The following is a 23,445-nucleotide window of genomic DNA, read 5'->3' as shown; positions in this document are numbered from 1 at the left end:
GATCAGCGCTTCCCTTGGGTGGTGGGTTGAGTGGCGGGCGGTGTGGATTCCGGCTCCGCCTTGGGGGCCTGAGAGGCCTTGGTCGGTACGGTTGTCGTCGCACCGAGCGTCAGCGCGGCGAGCGTGCCGTCGTCGGCATAGACATAGACGCGGTTGCCCGCGACCAGCGGGCGGGCGGTGATGCCGGCCTTGGTCAGACGCATCCGCCCCACCAGTCGCCCATCACGCTTGTCGAGCAGATGCAGATAGCCCTCGAAGTCACCGACCAGCAGCCGTTCGCCGAGCAACGCGGGTGCGGTGAGCCGACGATAGCGCAGTTGATCCTGCTTCCAGCGCCCAGAGCCATCGGCCATCTCGGCGGCCCAGACCTGATCCTGGGAGTCGGTCACATAGAGTCCGCCGTCGTCGGCCACCAGTCCTGCATGAGCCGAGAGTTCACGCCGCCACAGCACTTCACCGAACTCGAGATCCACCGCCGCCAGATCGCCATTGTAGGCGCCGACATAGACCGTCGGGCCGACCACGACCGGATCGGCATCGATGTCGGCGATGCGCGCCAGTTCAGAGCGTCCGCTCGGACGGGTGACGGTCACTTCCCAGAGCGGCAGACCGTCCTTGGGATCGAGCTTGACCAGCTTGCCGCCCGAGAGTCCGACGATGATCCCGTTCTCGGTCAGGGCCGGGGTGCTGCTGCCGCGCAGGGTCAGGACCGGCGGCGGATAGTCGATGCGCCACTGGCTCTGGCCGGTCGCGGCGTCCAGCCCATGAAGACTGTCGTCGAGCGTATGGACGAAGACCCGACCATCGGCCCCCAGACGCGGTACCGAGAGCACCTCGCTGCCGAGCTGGGCGCGCCAGAGTTCATGCCCGTCCTGGGTCGAGAGCGCGACCAGCTCGCCCTGGCTGGTGCCGAGCACCAGACGCTCGCCGGCCACGTCCGGTCCGCCGCTGAAGGCCAGACCCGTGTCACGCTGCCAGAGTTCGCGTCCCGAGTCGGCGGCGAGTGCCACCACCCGGCCGCGCGCATCGGCGACATAGAGCCGCCCATCGGCGAGCGCCGGAACCAGATAGAGCCGCCGCCCCTCGGTGCCGCGCGTCGGGCGTGTCGACCAGAGCGTGTCGAACCGCGTCTCCTGCGCCAGGGGCGGTAGCGGGGAGGGCGGTGTCGGGTCTTTCTCCTTGCCGAACCAGGGAATACCGCCACAGCCGGTCAGCAACAGGGCCGGCAACAAAACCAGGCTGAGCCGCAAGAGCGAAGATCCGAAGCGAAGTCTCATCATGGCGGTATCCGGGCCGCTCAACCGGCGGCAGGCAGGTTGTCGAGCTTGAGTCGGATCAGTTGCGAGAGGCTGCTGCCCGACTCGATCGCACGCTGATAGGCCGCGCGCGCCGCGTCCAGATCACCGCGCGCGGCGGCGATGTCGCCACGCACGGCAGCGAACTCGCCGGCGAAGGCGGGGCTGACGTCGTATTTGTCGAGCGTCTTGGCCGCCGCGTCGAGCTGGTTCTCAGCGAACTGGAGACGCGCCAGACGCAGCGCGGCCAGACGCGCGATGGCCGGATCGGGGGCGGTGTCGATCGCGTTCTGGAGCGCGGTCATGGCCTCGGCCGTCTGGCCAGCCTCATGGAGCGCCTTGGCCGCGACCAGGGCGCCGAGCGCCGTGTAGGGCGTGGAGCCGAAGTCGTCCTCAAGCCGGTCGATCTGCTTGCTCACCGCCTCGGTCTGCTTGTCGGCGGCATCGAGCATCAATTGCTCGAAGGCCATGGACGCCTGGCTGGCGGTGCTCTCCTGATGGCCGATCCACAAGCGCCAGCCCCAGATGGCACCCAGACCGATGGCCGCGCCGGCGATCACCGACAGACCATTGTCTTTCCACCAGGTCTTGATCGCCTCGACTTTTTCGTCGTCGGTTTCGTAGCTCACGACAGTCTCCGTCAATAGGGGGTCAAAGCATCTCGGTGAGGAAGGCGGCCACGTCCTCGTGACGCAGCTCGCGCTGCCCGGACTCGCCGCGCAGATCTTTCACGCCGATGACGCCGCGTTCCAGTTCCTCGTCGCCCAGGATCAGGGCGAAGCGCGCCCCGCTCTTGTCGGCTTTCTTGAACTGGCTCTTGAAGCTGCCGCCGCCGCAGTTGGACTGTAGACGCAGACGGGGCAGGGCATCGCGCAGTCGCTCGGCCAGCGCGGGCGCTGCCGCTTCGGCGCGTTCGCCGACGGCGACCAGATAGGCGTCGAGGCGCCGCTCGGGGGCGAATCCGGACTGCTCCAGGATCTCGACCAGCCGTTCCAGCCCCATGGCGAAGCCGACCGCCGGGGTCGGTCGCCCGCCGAGCTGCTCGACCAGACCATCATAGCGCCCGCCGGCGCAGACCGTCCCCTGAGCACCGAGATCCTCGGTGATCCACTCGAAGACGGTGCGATTGTAATAGTCCAGACCGCGCACCAGACGCGGGTTGATCTGGTAGTCGATGCCGGCGGCATCGAGTCCGGCACGCAGACGCTCGAAGTGCGCGCGCGTCTCCTCGCCCAGGACGTCCATGAGACTGGGTGCGTCGACCAGCAGCCGCTGGGTCTCGGGGTGCTTGGAGTCCAGGATGCGCAGCGGATTGGTGCTCAGGCGCCGCTGGCTGTCGGCGTCGAGCCGGTCGGCGCGCGCCTGGAGATAGTCCACCAGTCGCTCGCGATAGACCTGACGCTCGGCGCTGTCGCCCAGGGTGTTGATCTCCAGCCGGAAGCTGTCGAGTCCCAGACGCCGCCACAGCCGCGCCGTCAGCAGGATGACTTCGACGTCGATGTCGGGACCGGCCAGCCCGAAGGCTTCCACGCCGATCTGATGGAACTGACGATAGCGTCCGCGCTGCGGGCGCTCGTAGCGGAACATCGGTCCCTGATACCAGAGTCGCTGCGGCTGCACCAGCAGACCGTGCTCGATGGCGGCGCGCACGCAGCTCGCCGTCCCCTCGGGACGCAGACTGAGACTGTCGCCATGACGATCGGCGAAGCTGTACATCTCCTTCTCGACGATGTCGGTCACTTCGCCGATGGAGCGCTTGAACAGCTCCGTCACCTCGACCAGTGGCGTGCGGATCTCGCTGTAGCCATAGCCGGCCAGCACCTCGCGCGCGGCTTCCTCGATACGGTGCCAGATGGCGATGCGCTCCGGCAGGATGTCGTGCATCCCGCGGATGGCTTGGATGTATTTGCTCATGGATGAGGGCGCAGGTCAGGGTCGGCCGGAATCCAGCCAACGGGTCATTCGAAAGAACTCGGATCGAGCGTGAAGCGCGCGACATTGCCACGGGCGCGACGCTGGAGATCGAAGGGGCGACCACCGATCGTCAACTGGGTCGCGGAGGTATTGCCGATGACGAATTTGTAGGGCGGTTCCCCATCGAGCACGCGCCGATCCCCCGAGCGCATCTCGCCATTGAGCACCACGCCGCCACCGGCGCCGCGTACGTCGATCCAGGAGGTGCCGGTGAACTCGAGCACGACCTCGGTGGAGGTCGGTTCGGGTTCGGGAGCCGGTTCTTCCGTCACGGATTCGGTCTGCGTTTCCGCGTCCGATGCCTCATCGCCATCCTCGGGCGCCTCTTCGGGCGTGCTCTGAGCGCTCGTCAGCGTACTGGCGGCGACGAGCGTCTCTGCGGGCGCCGGGGTGGTCGGCGCGGCGGGTTCGGCTGGAGTCGCGCCGGCAGGCGACGGGGATTGCGTGCCTCGGAGCGGGATGCTCTCGGGAGGCGCGGCGATCGTCGACTCGGGAGCGGGGCGAGAGGAGGCGGGCGCGGGCGTCACGGTATTCGCCGCCGTGGTCGCACCGGACGTATCCGAAGGCGTGGCGGGTGCGGCGACCGTGCTCGCCGACTCCTCGCCCTTGGGCGACAGGGCGAGCGCATCCGATTGCAACGCGGAATCGCTCTGTCCGCGCAACCAGAGTGCGCCCGCTCCGGCGACGACGCCGATCAGCAGGACGGCGATCACCCAGACCAAGCGGCCGCCCCCGGACGACTGCGAGGAATCGTCCGGGACGCTCAGGGCATGGCTCAGACCGACCTCACGGGTCGGAACCATGGCGCGATAGGCCGTGACGATGGGCGCCGGGTCGGCCCCCAGGAGCCGAGCGTAGTTCTTGAGATAACCGACGACGAACACGGGCGCCGGCAGACGCTCGTACTGATCGCCCTCGATCGCCTCCACGACATAGCGCTGCAAATGGAGCTGAGCCGCAACCCGCTCGATGTCGAGTTTGCGCGACTCACGCAGCGCCCGCAGTCGGCGACCCGGGGTGTCGTTTGGCTCCAGCATGTTGGGATCGTCTGACGGCGTGGTGTTGATCGATGGACTCATGGCGTGATCAATGGTCGGTTTTCAAAGTGCGGTATCACTTGACTGGGCGATTCGCGGGATCGGCCGGCGGCGAACGCCAAGGAGGCGGCCTGGTCGGTCTCGTCTTGGTCATCTAGGGGACGCGGCCCGTCGTCGCCGGGTCGGGGAAGTTCTTTTTCAGGGCGTCTTGATAGAAGGCGGCGCGCTTGCGGTTGCCGAGCGCGCGCTCGGCCTCGATACCGACCTGGAGGGCGGTGCGTGAGGCGGCAGGCGTGCGCACCGTCTCCGGTTTGAAATAACGGTCGATGTAGTCCTTGGCGCCCTTGGCGTCGCCGCGCTTCATCGTCAGCTCGGCGAGACTGGCCAGCGGTGCGCCGAAACCGGCGTTCGCCTGTAGGGCCGCACGGTAATGGGTCTCGGCTTTAGTCGTGTCACCCGCCTCGACGGCGCAGTTGCCGGCATTGGTCAGGGCGATCCAGGGCGCGGCGTAGACGGGGTTGGCGGCGGCCTTGACGAACTGGGCATCGGCCTCGGCATAACGGCGCTGATTGCACAGGAAGGAGCCGTAGGCATTGAGCACGTCCGGGTTGTTCGGGGCGAGCCGGATGGCGCGCTCATAGTGCTTGGCCGCCTCGTCGGTCTGCTGCAACTGTTCGAGCAGGAAAGCCAGCCAGACGTGCGCCGGTGCATATTTGTCATCGGTCTTGACGGCCTGTTGGGCACGGCGCAGGGCGACCTCGGTCTGTCCCAGCCGATGGTATTCCTTGGCCAGATCGACATAGAGCTTGGCCGGACTGTCATCCGGGGTCAGGCCCAGTTCCGTGTCGCCCGTTTTCAGGGGCGACTTGCCGCCACAGGCCAGCAGCGTCAGGCAGAGGCCGAGCACCAGCGGCAGGCGTGGAGCGAATCCGTGCAGCGTCATCGCAGACCCGCCCGCGTGTCCGTCTCGACCCGGACGCGCCCGAGCCGTCCGGTACGATCCTGGACACGCCCGACCAGTTGTCCGCAGGCGGCGGCGATCTCATCGCCACGGGTCTTGCGCGTCATGGCGAAGATCCCCGAACGGGCCAGCCGCTCGCGGAAGGTCTCGACCCGATCCGGCGGCGAGGTGCCGAAATCGCTGCCGGTGAAGGGGTTGAAGGGAATCAGATTGACTTTGGACGGCACGCCTTCGAGCAGCCGGATGAGCTGCTTGGCGTGAGCCGGGCTGTCGTTGATGCCGTCGAGCATCACGTATTCCCAGGTCACTTTGCGCCGCTTGTCGCCGGCGACATAGTGCTTGCAGGCGGGAATCAGCTCGGCGAGCGGATACTTGCGGTTGATCGGCACCAGCTCATCGCGCAGTGCATCGTTGGGCGCGTGCAGCGAGACGGCCAGGGAGACGTCGCTGACCTCGCGCAGCCGGTAGATGTTGGGCACGATGCCCGAGGTGCTCAGGGTCACGCGCTGCTTGGCCAGCATGTAGGCCAGATCGTCCTGCATGACGTCCATGGCCTTGACCGCCGCCTCGAAGTTGGCCAGCGGCTCGCCCATGCCCATCATGACCACGTTGGTCGGTGCGGCGCCGAGCTGGCGCGCGGCATGCCAGACCTGACCGATGATCTCGGCGACGCTCAGGTTGCGGTTGAAGCCCTGGCGCGCGGTGGCGCAGAAGGCGCATTCGAGCGCACAGCCGACCTGCGAGGACACGCAGATGGTGCTGCGCTTGCCCTCGGGGATGAACACGGTCTCGACCCGTTGCCCGTCGTCCAGCGCCATCACCCACTTGACGGTGCCGTCGGCGGAGGGATGGGTCTGGAGGATGCGCGGCAGCCGGATCTCGACCGTATCGAGCAGGACGGTGCGCAGGCTCTTGGGCAGATCGGTCATGGCGTCGAAGTCGACGACGCCATGCTTGTGCATCCACTTGAAGAGATTGCGGCCATGGAACGCCTTGAAGCCGAGCGCCGTCACCAGCGACTCGCAACCGGCGAGGTCGAGGTCGAGCGGATTGGGTTTGGCTTGCGTGGCGCTCATGGCAGTCCTGATCGTCTCGATCAGCGGGTGCGGGGGCAGACGCCCTCGGGGAAGAAGAAAGCGATTTCGACGGCGGCGTTCTCGGGCGAGTCCGAGCCGTGCGCGGCGTTCTCGGTGAAGGAGTCGGCGAAGTCGGCGCGGATGGTGCCGGGTGCGGCCTGGGCCGGGTTGGTGGCGCCCATGATCTCGCGGTTCTTGGCCACGGCGTCCTCGCCCTCCAGCACCTGCACCATCACCGGGCCGGAGATCATGAAATCGACCAGTTCGTCGAAGAAGGGCTTGCCCTGATGGATGGCGTAGAAGGCGCTGGCCTGCTCGCGGCTCATGTGCAGCATGCGCGCCGCGACGATCTTGAGACCGGCGGCCTCGAAGCGGCCGAGGATGGCGCCGATGGCGTCCTTGGCGACGGCGTTCGGCTTGATGATGGAAAGGGTGCGCTCAATAGCCATGCGGGCTCCTAACGAAATGGGGCGTTTGATAATGGGAGTTTAGAGTCGGAATTCGACGCGGATTGGAACGATGTCGGGAGGCGGCTGGTCCGGTCCGAACGCGGACTGTCCGACGGATTCCAGCGACGTCTGTGTCAGGTCGATCCCTAAGTCTAATGGTAGCGGCGTGGTCGGGCAATGGCGCGATGCTTTGGATCGCGGCCGGAGTGTTGTAGAGTCGTGCGCGTTCGCACGCGTCAGCCTGATGGCGATGCGACGCTTGCACATGATTCGATTAGAGATTTGCATGAGCCGATACGACGTTTTCAATGGCGATGCCGACGGGCTGTGCGCCCTGCATCAATTGCGGCTGATCGAGCCGCTCGACACCCGGCTCGTGACCGGCCCCAAGCGGGAGATCGATCTGCTCGGGCGTGTTCCCGTGGGTGAGGCCGAGTCAGTGACCGTGCTCGACCTCTCGATGGAAAAGAATGGCGTGGCACTGCGTGCTCTGCTGGAGGCCGGCGTCCGTGTGACCTATTTCGATCATCATTTTCCCGGTGAGATCCCGGAGCATCCGGGGCTGAGTGCGCATCTGGACATGCGGCCCGAGGTCTGCACCAGTCTGCTGGTCGATGCCTATCTCGATGGACGGGCGCGGGCCTGGGCCGTGGTCGGCGCCTTCGGTGACAATCTCAATCGCTCGGCGCGGCGTGCAGCCGAGTCGCTGGGTCTGGACGCGCTCGAGGTCGAGCGCCTGCGCGAGCTGGGGATCTGCCTCAACTACAACGGTTACGGCCCCAGTATCGAGGATCTGCACTTTGCGCCGGATGCACTCTATCGACGTCTCCAGCCCTACGCCGATCCGTTCGACTTCATCAACGAAGAGGCAGCCTTCGCGCATCTGCGCGACGGCTATGCCGATGACATGGCATGCGCACGCGCACTGAAGTCCGAATACGAGGACGACCGGCATCGTCTCGTCATCCTGCCGGCCGAACCCTGGGCGCGGCGCGCGAGCGGTGTCTATGCCAATGAACTGGCTCAGGCGGCGCCCGAACAGGCGCACGCCATCCTCACGCGCCTGAGCGCGGGCGGCTTTCTGGTCAGTGTCCGCGCTCCGGTGGCCCGTCCTCAGGGCGCCGACCAGCTCTGCCGTCGCTTCCCGACCGGAGGCGGGCGCACGGGCGCGGCCGGCATCAACCATCTGCCCGAGGCCGATTACGACGCCTTCATGGAGGCGTTCCGCGCGGCCTTCGTCTGAACGCCCGTCGTCAGCGGGCGTTGGCATTCACGCTTCGCCATCACTGGAAAGCCCGTGTGACGACGGGTTATGATCTCAAACTTTTATCCGGCCGGGACTGCTCATGCTCGACATCAATCCGATCGCCCATCAAATCGCCGACCTGAAGGGACGTGTCGAGTCCCTCAGGGGGTATCTTTGACTACGCCGAACGCAAGGATCGGCTGACCGAGGTTCTGCGCGAACTGGAGGATCCGACCATCTGGAACGATCCGGGCCGCGCCCAGGCGTTGGGGCGCGAGCGCGCCACGCTGGAAGCCGTGGTACTCACAATCGACGAGTTGACCGGCGCGCTCGCTGACGCCGACGATCTGCTCGCGCTCGCCGCCGAGGAATCCGACGAGGACACCATCGCCTCGCTGGCGGCGGATCTCAAGGAGCACGAGGCGCGCGTGTCCGAGCTGGAGTTCAGGCGCATGTTCTCCGGCGAGATGGACGCCTGCAACGCCTTCGTCGACATCCAGGCCGGCTCGGGCGGCACCGAGGCGCAGGACTGGGCCGAGATGCTGCTGCGCATGTATCTGCGCTGGGGCGAGCGGCGCGGCTTTAAGACCGAGCTGATGGAGGTCTCGGCGGGCGAAGTGGCGGGCATCAAGTCGGCCACCGTCAAGTTCGAGGGCGATTATGCCTTCGGCTGGCTGCGCACCGAGATCGGCGTGCACCGTCTGGTGCGCAAGTCGCCCTTCGATTCGGGCAACCGGCGGCATACGTCCTTCTCGTCGGTGTTCGTCTCGCCCGAGGTCGACGACTCGGTCGAGATCGAGATCAACCCGGCCGACCTGCGCATCGACGTCTATCGCGCCAGCGGCGCCGGCGGTCAGCACGTCAACCGGACCGAGTCGGCGGTGCGTATCACCCACAACCCGACCGGCATCGTGGTCCAGTGTCAGAACGACCGTTCGCAGCACAAGAACAAGGATCAGGCGATGAAGCAGCTCAAGTCCAAGCTCTATGAGCTGGAGATGCAGAAGCGCCGCGCCAGCCAGCAGGCGCTGGAAGAGACCAAGTCCGACATCGGCTGGGGCAGCCAGATCCGTTCTTATGTGCTCGACCAGTCGCGCATCAAGGATCTGCGCACCGGGGTGGAGATCGCCAACACCCAGGGCGTGCTCGACGGCAATCTCGACCCCTTCATCGAAGCCAGCCTCAAGAGCGGGCTTTGAACCGCTGTCCGTTTCAGCCAGCGCGATCAGCCGGCCGCCGACCCAGGCCGCCGGCTGATCGCCGGATCACCTGGAGACTCCCAATCCGATGAGCGACGCGCCATCAACCGCCACCGAGGCACTCGACGAGAACAAACTGATCGCCCAGCGGCGCGAGAAGCTGGCGCGGCTGCGTGAGCGCGGCAATGCCTTTCCGAACGATTTCAGGCGCGATGCGCTGGCGGGCGACCTGCTGGCTCAGTACGAGGCGCTGGAGGCCGAGGAACTGGAAGCGCGTGCGGTGCGCGTCAAGCTGGCCGGTCGACTGATGACCCGGCGCGTCATGGGCAAGGCGAGCTTTGCGCACATCCAGGACATGTCGGCGCGCATCCAGGTCTTCGTCCAGCGCGATCAGGTCGGCGAAGAGACCTACGACCACTTCAAGCGCGAGCTGGATCTCGGCGACATCGTCGGCGTCGAGGGTCAGGTGTTCAAGACCAAGACCGGCGAGCTGTCGGTGCGCTGTGATTCGCTGCGTCTGCTGACCAAGGCGCTGCGTCCGCTGCCCGAGAAGTTCCATGGTCTGACCGACATGGAGAGCCGCTATCGGCAGCGTTATCTCGATCTGATCATGAACACGGGCACGCGCGACACCTTCCGCGTGCGCACCGCGATCGTGCAGTTCATCCGCGACTATCTCAACGGTCGCGGCTATCTGGAAGTCGAGACGCCGATGATGCAGGTGATTCCGGGCGGCGCGGTGGCGCGGCCCTTCATCACCCATCACAATGCGCTCGACATGCAGCTCTTCCTGCGCATCGCGCCCGAGTTGTTCCTCAAGCGGCTGGTGGTCGGCGGCTTCGAGAAGGTCTACGAGATCAACCGCAACTTCCGCAACGAAGGTCTCTCGACCCGGCACAACCCCGAGTTCACCATGCTGGAGTTCTACGAGGCCTATGCCGATTATCACGATCTGATGGATCTGACCGAGGACATGCTTCGCCGCATGGCGACCGAGGTGCTGGGCACGACTCAGATTCAGTATCAGGGCGCGACCTATGATTTCGGTCGGCCCTTCGCGCGGCTGAGCGTGCGTAACGCGATCCTTCAGTTCAATCCCGAGCTGACGGCGGCGGACGTCGACGACCTGGATCGCCTGCGCGCGGTGGTCGAGCGTCATGGCGTCGTACCCAAGGCGACCTGGGGGCTGGGCAAGCTGCAAGTCGAACTCTTCGAGCAGACGGTCGAGAGCCGGCTGATGGACCCGACCTTCATCACCCGCTATCCGACCGAGGTCTCACCGCTGGCACGGCGCAATGACGAAGATCCGAGCGTCACCGACCGCTTCGAGCTGTTCGTCGGCGGGCGCGAGATCGCCAACGGCTTCTCGGAGCTGAACGACGCCGAGGACCAGGCCGAGCGCTTTCGTGCCCAGGTGGCCGAAAAGGAGGCCGGCGACCAGGAGGCCATGTACTATGACGCCGACTATGTCCGCGCCCTGGAGCACGGTCTGCCGCCGACGGCGGGCGAGGGCATCGGCATCGACCGGCTGGTGATGCTCTTCACCGACTCGCCCTCGATCCGCGACGTGCTGCTGTTCCCGCACATGCGGCCGGAGTCGGTCTAGGCCGCAAACCCGTAAGGCGGCTCGCGCAAGCTGAGCACCGGCCCACCGACCCCGAGCCGGATGTCGCAACCGCTGTCGACGGCAGCACTCTCGGTGACGACCAGCAGGGCATGGCGCCGGTCGCCGATCGGACAGGCATCGACTACCCAGCCTTCCGTCTGTTGCGAGGCGCTGGAGGCGGCCGAGAGTTCATCGCCAGGCTCAGGCGGAACGTCGCGCTCGATCTCGGCCAGATACATGCGCCGCTTGAGCTTGCCGAGGAACTGCATGCGTGCGACGACTTCCTGGCCGGTATAGCAACCCTTGTTGAAGCTCACGCCGTCGATGAGTTGCAGATTGAGCATCTGGGGCACGAAGGTCTCGACCGTCCGGTCATAGACGTTCGGCAGGCCAGCCTGGATGTCGAGCCGGGTCCAGTCGGCGGCGTTGGCGGGCGTGGCCTGGGGCGCGAGCGCCTCCCAGAGCCTACGCAGCGGCTCGAAGGGGCCGATCAGTTCGAAACGTGGCGTGGGGCCGGGAATCCGGATCACGGCGACGTCATCAGACTGAACCAGCCCATTGTCGCGCTCGGGCACTGGCAGACCCTGAGCAGCGAGTAGTGCCGGAGCCGTCTCGCCTGCCAGCCCGATGCGGATCAGCTCGTCACTGGCATCGTTCAGCGTGACCTTGGCGCGCAGGATGAAGCGGCTCAGGCGCTGGATGCTCTCGGTCACGCGCTCCATCGGCGTCTGGAGATAGATCGTCTCGCCCAGACGCAGGACGCGAAACAGCGTCAAAATGCGCCCCTTCTGGCTGCAATGCGCGCTGAGTTGGGTATGACTGGCCGACAGCTCGCGAATGTCGTTCGTGAGCTGTCCCTGCAGAAAGCTCGCTGCGTCCGCACCGCGCGCCGCGATCAGCCCGAGATGCGAGAGATCGAACAGCCGGCCGTCCGTGGGCGTCGCCGGTTCCGGGAACTGGACGCGCCCCTGGGCGTCGATGGACGCCGTGCCGGCGGTCAGGAAGTCTCGCCATTGATGCATCATGATATGGACCTCGAAAATAGACATCTAAGCCGCGTCCAGTATGACATGCGGTTCCACCGGAGATAACAGCGCTTTGCCGACACATCAAGTGACACCGCCCCTCGATAGTCTGGTGCTCTACAAGAGCCGGCCGGCGCGCGTGGCCGCGCTCGGCGAGAAGATCGAGATCGAGCTGGAGGGCGGTCAGACCAAGCGCGTCCGGCCCAAGGACATCGAACTGCTGCATCCGGGGCCGCTGCGCCGGTTGTCCGAGCTGGCGCCGCTGGAGGGCGAACTGAACGCCGCCTGGGAGCTACTGGAAGGCGGCGAGACCACTCTGCGCGAACTGGCCGAACTGGCCTTCGACGCTTACACGCCGGCGAGCGCCTGGGCTGTCTGGCAGCAGGTCGCCGAGGGGCTGGCCTTCGTCGGCACACCCGAGTCGATCCAGGTCCGCCCGCGCGAAGTCGTCGAGCGCGAGCAGGCCGAGCGCGCCGCCAAGGAAGCCGCCGAGCGCGACTGGCGCGCCTTCCTCGAACGCATGGCCGCCGCGCGCCCGGCGCCCGAGGATGTCCACCGGCTCAGCGAGGTCGAGCGTCTGGCGCTCGGTCAGTCCGAGCACAGCCGCATCCTGGAAGCGCTCGGTCATCCGCAGACTCCGGAGAGCGCCCATCGCGCCCTGATCCAGGTCGGACACTGGCCCGAGCGTCACAATCCGCATCCGCGCCGCTGCGGCGCCCCGATCACCGACATCGAACTGCCGGTCCCGGATCTCGACGAAGAGACCCGGCTCGACCTCACCCATCTGCCGGCCTATGCCATCGACGACGAGGGCAATCAAGACCCCGACGATGCCCTGAGCCTGGATGGCGACCGCCTCTGGGTCCATGTCGCCGACGTCGGCGCTCTGGTGCGTCCGGACAGCGAGCTGGAACGCGAGGCACGCGCGCGCGGCTCGAACCTCTATCTGCCCGAGGGCGTGGTCAACATGCTTCCCGGGCTTGTGACCGAGCGTTTGGGGCTGGGCTTGCAGGAGGTCTCTCCCGCGCTCTCCTTCGCCCTGCGCTGCGACACGGACGGTGAGATCCGCGACATCGAGATCCACCGCACTTGGGTGCGCGTCACGCGGTTGAGCTATGAGGCCGTCGAGCACCGGCTGAACGAGGAACCCTTCGCCGCCCTGCGCGCCTTCACCGACCGCTTTCGCACCCGCCGCTTCGCCCAGGGCGCCAGCCGTCTGGCTCTTCCCGAGGTCAGCGTGCGGGTCGAGGACGGCCGGGTCAACATCCGCCCGCTGCCACGGCTGATGAGCCGCGAGCTGGTGACGGATGCCATGCTGATGGCCGGCGAGGCCGCCGCCCGCTTCTGCCTGGAGCGCGAGATTGCCATCCCCTTCGCCGTCCAGCCGCCGCCCGACTCTGCCGAGGAAAGCACGGATCTGGCCGGCATGTATGCCCGTCGGCGCGGCTTCAAGCCGACGCGACTGGTGCTGGAGCCTGACCGACATGCCAGTCTGGGGCTGGAGCGCTACACCCGCGCCACCAGTCCGTTGCGGCGCTATTCCGATCTGCTGGTCCATCAGCAGATCCGAGCCTGGCTGGACGGCGTGCCGCCGCTCGATCGTGCCCAGGTACTGGAGCGCGTCGGCGAGGCCGAACAGTCGTCGATCGCGGTGCGACGCGGCGAACGACTTTCCAACCAGCACTGGAAGCTGGTCTATCTCAAGGAGAATCCGGGTTGGAAGGGGCAGGGCGTGGTGGTGGCGCTCGAAGAACGCCGGGCCGTGATCCTGGTGCCTGATCTGGCGCTAGAAACACGTATTCGGGTCCGTGATGCCGTGACGCTCAACCAGTCGCTCAGGATCGCGGTCAACGAGGTCGATCTACCGGATCTCAGCGCCAGTTTCCGCACGCTGGGTTGAGCGGGGGAGAGCGTCGTGGAGGCAGGGTGCGCGAAGGGATTCGGCGACTGACGTGTGCCGGAAATGTCGGTGTCGAGGGATTCGAGCCGACCGCCTTCGCGCTTTGGGTTTCGCTCGGAGCGCTCAGGCGCCCCAGGAGCGGACCGCGCCCGTGTCGAGATGGACGAAATCGGAGCGCCGGTAGTAACCCACGCCGCCACGCCCGAGCGACACGGCGGCATCGCGCAGACGACGGGTCGAGAGGTCGGGCAAGCGCACGTCGATCGCCTGGCCGCGCAGATGCAGGCTTTTCTTGGCCACGCCGCTGGACGTCTTTCTGAGTCGCGCGTTGGTGGCGGGCGAGCGGTAAGCGCTGATGATGTCGAAGCGGGCGTCGGTGTCGCCGAGCCTGAGCTTGAGATCGTAGAGGATGTCGAACAGTTGCGGATCCATGTTCGTGACGTCGCCGGTGCGGAAGTCACGGAAGAAATGGTTCAGCCGTTGCAGCGCGGGGCGCTGGTAGCTGTCGCCGATACGATAGGTGACATCGACCCATTCATCGGTATGCAGATGGCGGAAAGACAGGATACGCGGACGTTCGGTCGTGCGGCGTGAGAAGAAGGGCGAGGCGGCGACGGGAGCAGCGGCTGCGGACAGCGCCATCCCTAGGAAGTAACGTCGATTCATGTTCCCCCCGGTACATTTAGTGACGTTAGTCGGTTTGGAGGCTCGATTATAGTGCGCTCGACAGCCGAGGCAAATGAAAATTTGTTCGATCTCAATTTCAATGCGATTTTTATACTTGACACTAGAAACCAATCATAACTATCGAGATTCAAAGCAAACCGCGATGCGCCCTGAGCACGATTTGATCGAACTTCGAGTGGCTTTGGAATCAGGCGGTTGGCGCGTGTTATGACGTTGGCTGTATGCGCGATTCAGGCTGATTTCAGGGCGCGAATGGACTATGCTAGTCCTGATCGTCGAATCTCGAAGGGGGATTGGAGGATGTATGGAACGCTGAGGCTGGCCGTGGTGCTCGGTGCCGTTGCGCTTGCATCCTGGGGAACGGCACGGGCGGATATCTACAAATACGTCGATGCGGCGGGTAACGTCTACTTCACCGACTCGCCGCTCCAGGGCAGTCGTTACAGGCTCGAATGGCATCGCGAGTCGCGTAAGGTCGCGCGCGAGGTCACGACGCGATCGGAGTCGAGCATCGCCGCGCGCGGGCGTGTCATCACCAGCAAACCCGCTCCGAAGCTCAGCCAATCGCAATCACAGCGGCGCGAACTCTATCATCATCTCGTCCTGGCCAACGCGCGCCGCTACGGTCTCTCGCCGAGTCTGCTCCATGCCGTCATCCGCGCCGAGTCGGCCTACGATCCCGCGGCCGTCTCGCGGGCCGGCGCCCAGGGGCTGATGCAGCTCATGCCGGGCACGGCCGCGCGCTACGGCGTCCGTGACAGCTTCGATCCAGCCGAGAACATCCGCGGCGGTTCGGCCTATCTGCGCGATCTGCTCGACATGTTCGATCAGGACGTCAAGCTTGCGCTCGCCGGCTACAACGCGGGCGAGGGCGCCGTGATCAAGCACGGCCGCCAGATCCCGCCCTATGCCGAGACCCAGGACTATGTGCGCAAGGTGCTGCGTTTCTATGCCGCCGAGCGTCCGAACAGCTTCATCATGTCGGCCCAGTCGGCCCGCTAGTTCGGCTCAGTCTTCGCCGATCACGCGCGTGTCACGCGGGGTCGAGAGCAGACGCTCGGCCTCGCCCTGCTGACGCGCGAAGATCAAACGATACTCCACGCCCGTCTCGCGCGGCTCGGTCTGACGCCGTTCGCGCACCAGTTCGCGTGCGCGCTGATACTGCTCGACGGTGTCGAGATGCTCCAGTTGGCGGGGCGGGGAGATCTTGTAGACGAAGTACGGCATGTCTCTGGTTTCCAGGTTCAGATTGGGTGCATTTCTTGGAGATACGGGCACGAGTGTGCCTATATCCTGCGGCTGGACGGTTTTTCAAGGTAGCGTAGGCGGCGCCCTCGTGCCACAAGGCGTGCAGTTTGCCCGCACCGCCGGCCCTCCTCCAATGTCCCGCAATTGACCCATATCAAGCAATCCGAATCTTCCGATAGACCCAGAACGGGCGCTTGCCGTAATGTTGCCGACCGGCCCACGCTTGCCGGCTCACAGTGCGCAAGACACCCGAATCCCGCGGCCAAGACCCGGGATCCTATCGACCATCTCGGAGGACATCCTCATGGCTTGGAGCATTCCACGCCTCTCCCGCCGTGCCTTCCTGAAAACCACGGGTTATGGCGCGGCCGGGCTGACACTCCTGTCGCCCGCCACCCAGTTCGTCAAGACCGCCGCCGCCAAAGACGAGACCATCGAAGAGGTCTCCTACAGCATCTGCAACTTCTGCTCCTCGCTGTGCAACCTCAAGGTCACGACCCACACCCGCAACGGCGAGAAGCGCGTCGTCAAGCTCGACGGCAATCCGCATTCGACCCTCAATCGCGGCAAGATCTGCGCGCGCGGCCAGGCTGGACTGCGCCAGACCTATGACACCGACCGTCTCAAGACGCCGCTGATCCGCGTCGAGGGTTCCAAGCGCGGCGAATACGCCTTCCGCGCCGCGAGCTGGGAAGAGGCTTACGACTACATCGCCAAGAAGACCCAGGCCGCCGCGATCCAGCCCTGGGAGTGGACCATGGTCGGCGGCTGGACCTCGTGCGTGTTCTACATGAGCTGGGCCGTGCCCTTCGCCATGGCCAACGAGGTGCCCAATATCGTCGCCTCGCCGATGCAGCACTGCGTCACCACGGGGCACCTGGGCACGGATCTCGTCACCGGCAACTTCAACATCCACGACGAGATGCTGCCGGACTTCGACAATGCCAAGTACATCCTCTTCATGGGCAACAATGCCTCCATCGGCGCGGTCTCGACTTGTCGCATGGTGCGTTTCGCCCAGGGGCGCAAGAAGGGCGCGAAGATCGTCTCGCTCGATCCGCGCCGCTCGGAGACGGCGGCCAAGGCGGATGAATGGATCCAGATCCGGCCCGGCACCGACCTGCCGTTCCTGCTGGCCATGATGCGCATCCTGATGGACGAGGGATTCTACGATGCCGCGTTCCTGCGCAAGCACAGCAACATGCCTTTCCTCGCCTATCGCGACGAGGCCGGCGAGCTGCGATTGCTGACCGACGAGCAGGGGCGGCCCAGGGTGCGGGTCGAGGGGAGCGACGAGGTACGCACGGTCGCCGCCTTCGGCAACGACAATACGGTCGATGTCGACGGCAATGCCTTCACCCCGGCGCTCAGGACGCCCAAGGATTACAGCCTCGACGGACGGGCGCTGATGACGGTGTTCGAGGCCCAGCTCCAGGAACTCGAACCCTACACCGCCAAATGGGCCGCCGACATCACCGGCATTGACGCCGAGGTCATCGAACGCATCGCCCATGAGTTCGGTACTACGCGCCCGGCGATCATCGATCCGGGCTGGCATGGCGCGCGCTACGGCAACATCATGATGACGCGCCGCGTCCAGGCCATGATCCAGGCGCTCACCGGCGGACTCGACCGCGTCGGCGGCTGGATGAACTCCGCCGAGGTCCATCACAAGGCCGCGCACATGTACGAGGCCATGGAACATGGCTATGAGATGGGCTCACCGCTGGCCACGCTCGCCGGCATGGCCTTCGCCAAGATGGTGATCGGCGCCCTGTCCAAAGGCGAGAACTTCTCGCACGGGCGTCCGGGTTGGACCTGGGCCTGGAACGCGCAGGAGAAGGCGGCCGGGCATTTCAATGTCGCGCTGCCGGTGATGACCGAGTCCGGACTGCGCGAATCGGTCGAGGGGCGGGTCAAGTTCAACGACGAGCCCTATCTGACCCGCGCCTTCCTGATCAATGCCTCCAATCCGGTGCGTCACTATTATCCCGACTCGCGCTGGAAGGAGACCCTGAGCCACGAGAACGTCGAGCTGGTGGTGATGATCGAGGTGCTGCCCTCGGACACCGCGCCCTATGCCGACGTCATCCTGCCCAACACCACCTATCTGGAGCGTGACGAGCCGACCCTCTACGGCAACGGCGTCAACCACGATCTGGCGTTGACCACGCGCTACGCGGCGATTCCGCCGCTCTACGACACCGAGGAGACGGCCGACATCCTGCTCAAGATGACCGAGATCATCTCGGGCAACACCGATACCTTCCACGACTGGGTGGAGAAGCTGACGGGCCTCAAGGCCGCGCCGATCAAGGCCGCGCTCGAACGCAACCGTCAGACCATGAAGAAAGGCGCCTATCAGCTCGCCTGTCGCGAGGTCGCCTTCGATCAGGCCGCCGAACGGCTCGGGGTCTCGCCCGATCACATCGACCGCGTTCTGCGTGCCAAGGGCGTCTATCACGAGATCGACCGCGAGCAGATCCTCGAAGAGCACGCCATGCCCTGGAAGATGCCGGTGCCGACCGAGAGCGGACGGGTCGAGTTCTTCTCCAGCCTGATGCGCCAGTTGCGTGACGGCGGTCACACGGCGCCGAACTTCAATGTGCTGGCGGGTGATGTCCCGATCCAGTTGCGCTCCGGCTCGCCGCGCGAGATCGCCGCACCCCTGGCCAAGGACGAGTTCTATTTCACCTACGGCAAGACGCCGACCGTCTCGCACGCCTCGACCAACAGCAACAATCCGGTGCTCTCGGCGATCAACGAGTTCAAGAGCGACGTCTACAAGGGCGTCTGGATCCATCCCGAGCGCGCCGAGCGGCTGGGGATCGCGATGGGCGATCCGATCCAGCTGACCAACACCCAGTCCGGCCAGCAGACCACGGGACACGCTTATGTGACGCGCCTGATCCATCCGGACGTCCTCTTCGTCTACAGCTCGTTCGGCGTCGAGAACAAGGCGCTGTCGCGCACCCACGGCGACGGCACCGCCACCAGCAAGCTCATCCCCTATCAGGTCGAGCCGGTGGTCGCGGGCTTCCGCTCGCAGGAGTTCACCGTCCGCGTCAACCGGGCCTGAAGGAGGCTTCTGACCCATGACTCACTATGCAATGGTCATCGACCTCAACACCTGCGTCGGCTGCAATGCCTGCATGGCCGCCTGCGCGATGGAGAACCAGACCCCGGTCTGGGACAAGAACAAGTGGCGCACCTATGTGCATGACAAGGAGATCGGTCTCGGCTCGGACGTGCAGCGGCGCTTCTTCCCGCGGCTGTGCAACCACTGCGACAACCCGCCCTGCATGACCGTCTGTCCGACCGGCGCGACCCAGAAGAAGGCCAACGGCATCGTCTTCGTCGACCAGGATCTGTGCATGGGCTGCGGCGCCTGCGCCATGGCCTGTCCCTATCATGCGCGCGTTCCGGTCACGCGGCGCGACATGCGTGAAGGACGCGAGTTCTACGGCTCGGACTATCGGCGCAGCAGTCCGAGCATGGACAAGTGCTCCTTCTGCGATCATCTGGTCGAGCAGGGCCGTAAGCCGGCCTGTGTCGAGACCTGTGTCGGTTCATCGCGGATGTTCGGCGATCTCGACGACCCCAATGATCCGGTCGCTCAAATGGTCGCGAGCGGCGCGGCACGGGCGCTGATGCCGCACATCGGCACCCGGCCAAACGTGTATTACATCGACGATATCCGCTGGAGGGGCTGAACGATGGACGTCAACATGACCTATGCGACCCAGGACATGTGGACCTGGTGGCTCGCCATCTATCTCTACTTCGGCGGTCTGGGTGCGGCGACGCTGGCCGTGACCTTTCTGACCGATATGTATCTCAAGCCCAACCGCGCGCTGGTGATCTGGGGCGCGGGCGCGGGCGTGGTGCTGCTGGCGCTCGGTTCGCTGATGCTGTTCGGCCATCTGCTCGACAAGACGGCGGTGCTGACCATCCTCAATCCGATGGCGATGCTCGATCAGTCGACGGCCTGGATCGCCTGGGGCACACAGTTCATCATCTGGATGATGGTTTGGGGCGTTCTCTATGCGCTGCCCTATGTGCGCGAGACCGAGTTTCCGCGCAAGGTGCCGGGCATCCGCGACCTGATCGACAAGCCGTTCGTCATCGGTACGGCTAAGCTGGTGCAGAGTTTTCATCGCAGTGTCGGCTGGCTGGCGGTCATCAATGGGGTGGGTGTGGCCGTGTATACCGGACTGCTGCTGCAATCCTTCCCGGCGGTGGCGTTGTGGCACAATCCGGCGGTGCCGCTGCTGTTCACGGTCTCGGCCTTCTCCACCGCGATGGCGTTCCTGCTGGTGCTGATGTATACCCTGCTGCACGATCAGGCCGACGAGCACGTGCGGGTGCTCTATGAGCGCATCGATCTGGTGCTGATCGCCGCCGAGCTGGTGATCCTGTTCTCGCTCTATCAGTACCTCAAGAACGGCTCGGAGTCCGGCGTGCGCTCGATGGAACTGCTGTGGAACGACTACGGCTGGCTGATCGGCTTCATCGGCTTCGGTCTGATCGTGCCCTTCCTGCTCGAACTCAAGGGCGTGATGCGCGGCTGGGCCAGTCGGGTGCCGATCCTGACGGCAGCGGTGCTGGTGCTGGCCGGCGGCTATCTGCTGCGGCATTACTTCATGTATGCCGGAGTCTATGCCTATCCCTGGTGAGGGGCGACGCCGTAACGAACCGCATCGATCACAAATGAGGCGGTTCGTTACGCTCACCACAGCCTACGAGAATCCGTGTTCTGGAAATCACCCAAGACCATCCCATGACATTCGACCAAGACCCGAGTCATCTGCGCCGACTCGCCATGTTGCTGGCGATGCCGGAAACGGGCGCCTTGGAAGCTCTGCGCGAGATCGCTGATGCCGAACCCTGGCTCGTGGAGCCGGTCGCCGAGTTGGAATCCCTGCCGCTGGAGCGCTGGCAGGCCGAACACACGCGGCTGTTCGTCAGCGGCTACCCCAAGACACCCTGTCCGCCGTTCGAGTCGGCCTATCGGCAGGGCAACATGGGCGGCACGGCGGCACTGGATCTCCAGGGACTCTATCGGCGTGCCGGTCTGGAAGCCGGCGAGACGCCGCCCGACTATCTGGGCACGCAACTGGAGTTCGCGGCCTATCTGCTGGATGCGGGGTCGGGTGAGGGCGACACGGATTGTCTGGCCGGTACGCTGGCCGCCGAACTGTGGAGCAACCATCTATGCCGCTGGCTGCCGCGTTTTGCCCGCGATCTACAGACACAGGCGGACTTAGCACTCTATCGCGGTCTCGGCGAGCGTTTGGCGCGGCTCTGTCCGACGGACGACGATCAAGCGTCGGAGCATTCGGATGACGTCTGAAACCGCGTGGCGCCTCTGTGCCGAGGATCTGGCCGAAGATCAGGCGCTGAGCGCAGCGGTCGTCGCGATCCACGAACGCCTCCTCAGGGAAACGCTGGCTGGCGATCCCATGCTCAACATGGCCCTGCCGATCGAGGTCCGCGCCCTGCGCCGGGTCGAGGACTGGCGTGTGCTGTTGCTGCTGACGCCCTGGATGCTGGCGCGTCTGCTGTTCCCCGACCGTGCGCCGCCGCTCGCGTTGCCCGAAGGCTGGTCAGCCGCCGAGCGCGCGGACGCCGGGTATCTGGTCCTGGGGCCGCGTCTGAGCTTCGATCTGTTCGGCCAGTCGCAACAGGCCCATCTCGGCTACCACGAACGGCTCGGGCACTATCTGCTGCAACCGCTGTGTCTGAGCATGGAACCCTATCGCGACGCTGACGCCGTCTTCGAGCGCTGGAGCGAGGTCATCCGCGTGCGCGACGAGAACATGGAGGCCGCACGCCGCGATTGCCCGATGCAGAAGGAAATTTCGCGGCGTGAACTCTTTCGCCGCTTACGGCCTGCCAATAACGAATGATCGATCCTGGTAGGAACAGATACACTATCGTTTGCATCCCAATTTGCCGGACTGGATCCGCACCATCCTGCGCGAGACGGTCGCGGTCGCGCATACCCAATCACCCTTCATCGAGGACGCGCGCGCTGGCGGCGATGTCGAATCGACCCACGCGCCTCGGCCTCGCTACAGAAACCGAAGCCTGAATACGATGTTCGACGCACTCGGCGCACTGATCGCCTTCCGGCTGCTGCATCTGGAGCCGGCCTCGGCCCTGGGCGCGGCGGTTCATTTTTTCGTCATGGACGTGGCCAAGATCTTCGTGCTCCTGGTCGTCGTCATCTATGTGATGGGTCTGCTGCGCGCCATGCTCTCGCCAGAGCGGGTGCGCGAGTTCGTGCGCGGGCGTCCTGACTGGCAGGCGCGCGGGATGGCGGTCACGCTGGGTGCGGTCACGCCCTTTTGTTCCTGTTCCTCGGTGCCGCTGTTCATCGGCTTCGTCGAGGCCGGGATTCCGCTGGGCGTGACCTTTTCGTTCCTGATCGCCAGCCCGATGATCAACGAGGTGGCCGTCGTCATCCTGGTCGGGGTGCTGGGCTGGAAGCTGACCACGCTCTATGTGCTCGCCGGTCTGACGGTGGCCTGGTTCGGCGGGATCGTCATGCAGCGGTTTCGGCCCGAGCGCTGGGTCGAGGATTATGTCTGGAAGATCCGTCTGGGCGAGGCCAATCGCGTCGAGCCGGATCGGAGTCTGCGGGGACGTCATCGTCAGGCGCTCGCCGAGGTGCGCGAGATCCTGCGCCGGCTGTGGCTGTGGGTGTTGATCGGGATCGGCGTGGGGGCGCTCTTCCACGGTTTCGTGCCCGCAGACTGGGTGAGCCGTCATCTGGGCGGCGAGACCTGGTATACGGTCCCTGCAGCGGTACTGCTGGGGATTCCGCTCTACTCGAACGCCACCGGCGTCATCCCGGTGGCCGAGGCGATGTTGACCAAGGGGGTTGCGGTCGGTACGACCTTGGCCCTGATGATGAGTGTCGCCGCGCTGTCCTTGCCCGAGATGCTGATTCTGCGTAAGGTCATCCGCTGGCCGGCGCTGGCGCTGTTTGTCGGGGTGCTGGCGGTGGCCTTCACGCTGGTCGGCTGGGGATTCAATCTGATTGCCTGACGCGAGGAATTTCTTGCAGTCAACTACCCCCGCCTGAAGGCGGGGGCTTGTGAGGCGACTCGCAAGCCGGGTTGACCAGGGACAGCGGTGAACATCCGCTCCGTTTGCAACAGGTCGTTGAGACCCACTCCGGGATGCTTCCTCAGTCCCGGACTCTGGAAGATCAGGATCATGCAGGCGAAAGGTAAAGCGCCGAAGGTTCTGATCGCCGCTGCGAGGCGGGAGCCGGTTGCAGACCTTCCCGAGGGGAGCGGGCTGTAAAGCCCCGTCACCAGGCCCGTAAGGGTAGGACTGGAAATGGCTGTATTCGTACTCGACAAACAGAAGAAACCACTGATGCCGTGCACGGAGAAACGCGCGCGGCTGTTGCTGGAACGCGGACGGGCGGTGGTGGTGCGTCTGGCGCCGTTCACCCTTCGGCTGAAAGATCGGCTCGGCGGGGCGCTGCAACCGCTGCGCCTGAAGCTCGATCCGGGCAGTCGCGTCACGGGGTTGGCCCTGGTGCGCGAATCCGAAACCGGCGATGCGGACACGGGCGCGGTCGAGCGCCTGGAGCATGGGCTGTGGTTCGGAGAACTGGCGCATCGCGGTCAGGCGATCCGGGAGGCGCTGACGCTGCGGCGTCACTACCGCCGGGCACGTCGGTCTCGGAAGACGCGCTACCGGGCGCCGCGCTTCCTGAATCGCCT

General features: G+C 65.4%; 22 protein-coding genes. 12 read left to right on the top strand and 10 right to left on the bottom strand.

What is annotated here, in order from left to right:
- Positions 1 to 2 precede the first annotated feature (2 nt).
- The 7 genes from bamB to ndk form a co-directional block, all read right to left on the bottom strand.
- Positions 3 to 1,280 carry an outer membrane protein assembly factor BamB gene (gene bamB / locus HW932_RS15245; protein ID WP_176977352.1) on the bottom strand — a complete coding sequence of 426 codons (1,278 nt, stop codon included), beginning with the start codon at positions 1,278 to 1,280 and terminating at the stop codon, positions 3 to 5.
- 17 nt (positions 1,281 to 1,297) lie between these two features.
- Entirely contained in the window at positions 1,298 to 1,924 is a 627-nt protein-coding gene (locus HW932_RS15240) for a tetratricopeptide repeat protein (protein ID WP_176977351.1), read from the bottom strand.
- A gap of 22 nt (positions 1,925 to 1,946) precedes the next feature.
- Complete coding sequence (gene hisS, locus HW932_RS15235) at positions 1,947 to 3,209, bottom strand: histidine--tRNA ligase (RefSeq protein WP_176977350.1); 1,263 nt, start codon at positions 3,207 to 3,209, stop codon at positions 1,947 to 1,949.
- Between the two features lie 44 nt (positions 3,210 to 3,253).
- Positions 3,254 to 4,348 (bottom strand): RodZ domain-containing protein, encoded by a 1,095-nt coding sequence (locus tag HW932_RS15230; protein WP_176977349.1) that lies wholly within the window; start codon positions 4,346 to 4,348, stop codon positions 3,254 to 3,256.
- A gap of 112 nt (positions 4,349 to 4,460) precedes the next feature.
- Complete coding sequence (gene pilW / locus HW932_RS15225) at positions 4,461 to 5,249, bottom strand: type IV pilus biogenesis/stability protein PilW (protein ID WP_176977348.1); 789 nt, start codon at positions 5,247 to 5,249, stop codon at positions 4,461 to 4,463.
- Complete coding sequence (gene rlmN / locus HW932_RS15220; RefSeq protein WP_176977347.1) at positions 5,246 to 6,343, bottom strand: dual-specificity RNA methyltransferase RlmN; 1,098 nt, start codon at positions 6,341 to 6,343, stop codon at positions 5,246 to 5,248. The genes pilW and rlmN overlap by 4 nt, the downstream gene beginning before the upstream one ends.
- Positions 6,344 to 6,363: 20 nt before the next feature.
- Positions 6,364 to 6,792: a nucleoside-diphosphate kinase gene (gene ndk / locus HW932_RS15215; protein ID WP_012970493.1), complete on the bottom strand. Its 429-nt coding sequence runs from the start codon at positions 6,790 to 6,792 to the stop codon at positions 6,364 to 6,366.
- Between the two features lie 286 nt (positions 6,793 to 7,078).
- Between ndk and HW932_RS15210 the strand changes: the two genes are divergently transcribed.
- The 3 genes from HW932_RS15210 (at position 7,079) to lysS (ending at position 10,843) form a co-directional block, all read left to right on the top strand.
- Complete coding sequence (locus HW932_RS15210; protein ID WP_176977346.1) at positions 7,079 to 8,035, top strand: acetyltransferase; 957 nt, start codon at positions 7,079 to 7,081, stop codon at positions 8,033 to 8,035.
- A gap of 103 nt (positions 8,036 to 8,138) precedes the next feature.
- Positions 8,139 to 9,237 (top strand): peptide chain release factor 2 gene (gene prfB, locus HW932_RS15205; protein WP_176977345.1). Its coding sequence is split into 2 segments (ribosomal slippage): positions 8,139 to 8,213 and positions 8,215 to 9,237, totalling 1,098 coding nucleotides; the frame shifts between segments, so codons are not numbered across the junction.
- Positions 9,238 to 9,325: 88 nt separating this feature from the next.
- Entirely contained in the window at positions 9,326 to 10,843 is a 1,518-nt protein-coding gene (gene lysS, locus HW932_RS15200; RefSeq protein WP_176977344.1) for a lysine--tRNA ligase, read from the top strand.
- Here the strand turns inward: lysS and ygfZ are convergent.
- Complete coding sequence (ygfZ, locus tag HW932_RS15195) at positions 10,840 to 11,892, bottom strand: CAF17-like 4Fe-4S cluster assembly/insertion protein YgfZ (RefSeq protein WP_343047373.1); 1,053 nt, start codon at positions 11,890 to 11,892, stop codon at positions 10,840 to 10,842. The two genes, lysS and ygfZ, sit on opposite strands and share 4 nt — an antisense overlap.
- Positions 11,893 to 11,941: 49 nt before the next feature.
- On the opposite strand from ygfZ, the gene HW932_RS15190 reads away from it, so the two are divergent.
- The gene (locus tag HW932_RS15190; RefSeq protein WP_176977343.1) at positions 11,942 to 13,768 is read left to right on the top strand and encodes a ribonuclease catalytic domain-containing protein; all 1,827 of its coding nucleotides are present in this window, start codon (positions 11,942 to 11,944) and stop codon (positions 13,766 to 13,768) included.
- Between the two features lie 123 nt (positions 13,769 to 13,891).
- On the opposite strand, the gene mepK is transcribed toward HW932_RS15190, so the two are convergent.
- Entirely contained in the window at positions 13,892 to 14,434 is a 543-nt protein-coding gene (gene mepK / locus HW932_RS15185; RefSeq protein WP_176977342.1) for a peptidoglycan L,D-endopeptidase MepK, read from the bottom strand.
- A gap of 321 nt (positions 14,435 to 14,755) precedes the next feature.
- Here mepK and HW932_RS15180 point away from each other — a divergent pair, with 321 nt between their 5' ends.
- Positions 14,756 to 15,457 (top strand): lytic transglycosylase domain-containing protein, encoded by a 702-nt coding sequence (locus HW932_RS15180; protein ID WP_176977341.1) that lies wholly within the window; start codon positions 14,756 to 14,758, stop codon positions 15,455 to 15,457.
- A 6-nt stretch (positions 15,458 to 15,463) separates the two neighbouring features.
- Here HW932_RS15180 and HW932_RS15175 read toward each other — a convergent pair whose 3' ends face one another.
- Positions 15,464 to 15,682, bottom strand: coding sequence for a hypothetical protein (locus tag HW932_RS15175; RefSeq protein WP_176977340.1), 219 nt, complete (start codon positions 15,680 to 15,682; stop codon positions 15,464 to 15,466).
- 325 nt (positions 15,683 to 16,007) lie between these two features.
- Here HW932_RS15175 and HW932_RS15170 point away from each other — a divergent pair, with 325 nt between their 5' ends.
- The 7 genes from HW932_RS15170 to HW932_RS15140 all read left to right on the top strand — a co-directional run.
- The gene (locus HW932_RS15170) at positions 16,008 to 18,782 is read left to right on the top strand and encodes a molybdopterin-dependent oxidoreductase (RefSeq protein WP_176977339.1); all 2,775 of its coding nucleotides are present in this window, start codon (positions 16,008 to 16,010) and stop codon (positions 18,780 to 18,782) included.
- Positions 18,783 to 18,798: 16 nt separating this feature from the next.
- Entirely contained in the window at positions 18,799 to 19,416 is a 618-nt protein-coding gene (locus tag HW932_RS15165) for a 4Fe-4S dicluster domain-containing protein (RefSeq protein ID WP_176977338.1), read from the top strand.
- A gap of 3 nt (positions 19,417 to 19,419) precedes the next feature.
- Complete coding sequence (nrfD, locus tag HW932_RS15160) at positions 19,420 to 20,379, top strand: NrfD/PsrC family molybdoenzyme membrane anchor subunit (protein ID WP_176977337.1); 960 nt, start codon at positions 19,420 to 19,422, stop codon at positions 20,377 to 20,379.
- 104 nt (positions 20,380 to 20,483) lie between these two features.
- On the top strand, positions 20,484 to 21,056 hold the full coding sequence (locus HW932_RS15155; protein WP_176977336.1) for a TorD/DmsD family molecular chaperone: 573 nt from the start codon (positions 20,484 to 20,486) through the stop codon (positions 21,054 to 21,056).
- Entirely contained in the window at positions 21,046 to 21,612 is a 567-nt protein-coding gene (hybE, locus tag HW932_RS15150; protein WP_176977335.1) for a [NiFe]-hydrogenase assembly chaperone HybE, read from the top strand. The genes HW932_RS15155 and hybE overlap by 11 nt, the downstream gene beginning before the upstream one ends.
- Positions 21,613 to 21,802: 190 nt before the next feature.
- The gene (locus HW932_RS15145) at positions 21,803 to 22,756 is read left to right on the top strand and encodes a permease (protein ID WP_176977469.1); all 954 of its coding nucleotides are present in this window, start codon (positions 21,803 to 21,805) and stop codon (positions 22,754 to 22,756) included.
- Positions 22,757 to 23,053: 297 nt separating this feature from the next.
- A partial coding sequence (locus HW932_RS15140) for an RRXRR domain-containing protein (RefSeq protein WP_176977334.1) occupies positions 23,054 to 23,445 on the top strand: 392 nt, incomplete at its 3' end.

Origin of the sequence: Allochromatium humboldtianum (genome assembly GCF_013385175.1) — a bacterium.
Lineage (GTDB): Bacteria > Pseudomonadota > Gammaproteobacteria > Chromatiales > Chromatiaceae > Thermochromatium > Thermochromatium humboldtianum.
This window is presented reverse-complemented; position numbering and strand designations above follow the sequence as displayed.

Bases quoted from the DNA above. Each gene is read 5' to 3' on its own strand.
- HW932_RS15175 (WP_176977340.1), bottom strand. From the start codon at position 15,682: ATGCCGTACTTCGTCTACAAGATCTCCCCGCCCCGCCAACTGGAGCAT.
- mepK (WP_176977342.1), bottom strand. From the start codon at position 14,434: ATGAATCGACGTTACTTCCTAGGGATGGCGCTGTCCGCAGCCGCTGCT.
- HW932_RS15210 (WP_176977346.1), top strand. From the start codon at position 7,079: ATGAGCCGATACGACGTTTTCAATGGCGATGCCGACGGGCTGTGCGCC.
- rlmN (WP_176977347.1), bottom strand. From the start codon at position 6,343: ATGAGCGCCACGCAAGCCAAACCCAATCCGCTCGACCTCGACCTCGCC.
- HW932_RS15145 (WP_176977469.1), top strand. From the start codon at position 21,803: ATGTTCGACGCACTCGGCGCACTGATCGCCTTCCGGCTGCTGCATCTG.
- ygfZ (WP_343047373.1), bottom strand. From the start codon at position 11,892: ATGTCTATTTTCGAGGTCCATATCATGATGCATCAATGGCGAGACTTC.
- bamB (WP_176977352.1), bottom strand. From the start codon at position 1,280: ATGATGAGACTTCGCTTCGGATCTTCGCTCTTGCGGCTCAGCCTGGTT.
- nrfD (WP_176977337.1), top strand. From the start codon at position 19,420: ATGGACGTCAACATGACCTATGCGACCCAGGACATGTGGACCTGGTGG.
- ndk (WP_012970493.1), bottom strand. From the start codon at position 6,792: ATGGCTATTGAGCGCACCCTTTCCATCATCAAGCCGAACGCCGTCGCC.
- hybE (WP_176977335.1), top strand. From the start codon at position 21,046: ATGACGTCTGAAACCGCGTGGCGCCTCTGTGCCGAGGATCTGGCCGAA.
- HW932_RS15165 (WP_176977338.1), top strand. From the start codon at position 18,799: ATGACTCACTATGCAATGGTCATCGACCTCAACACCTGCGTCGGCTGC.
- pilW (WP_176977348.1), bottom strand. From the start codon at position 5,249: ATGACGCTGCACGGATTCGCTCCACGCCTGCCGCTGGTGCTCGGCCTC.
- HW932_RS15170 (WP_176977339.1), top strand. From the start codon at position 16,008: ATGGCTTGGAGCATTCCACGCCTCTCCCGCCGTGCCTTCCTGAAAACC.
- HW932_RS15180 (WP_176977341.1), top strand. From the start codon at position 14,756: ATGTATGGAACGCTGAGGCTGGCCGTGGTGCTCGGTGCCGTTGCGCTT.
- HW932_RS15230 (WP_176977349.1), bottom strand. From the start codon at position 4,348: ATGAGTCCATCGATCAACACCACGCCGTCAGACGATCCCAACATGCTG.
- hisS (WP_176977350.1), bottom strand. From the start codon at position 3,209: ATGAGCAAATACATCCAAGCCATCCGCGGGATGCACGACATCCTGCCG.
- lysS (WP_176977344.1), top strand. From the start codon at position 9,326: ATGAGCGACGCGCCATCAACCGCCACCGAGGCACTCGACGAGAACAAA.
- HW932_RS15155 (WP_176977336.1), top strand. From the start codon at position 20,484: ATGACATTCGACCAAGACCCGAGTCATCTGCGCCGACTCGCCATGTTG.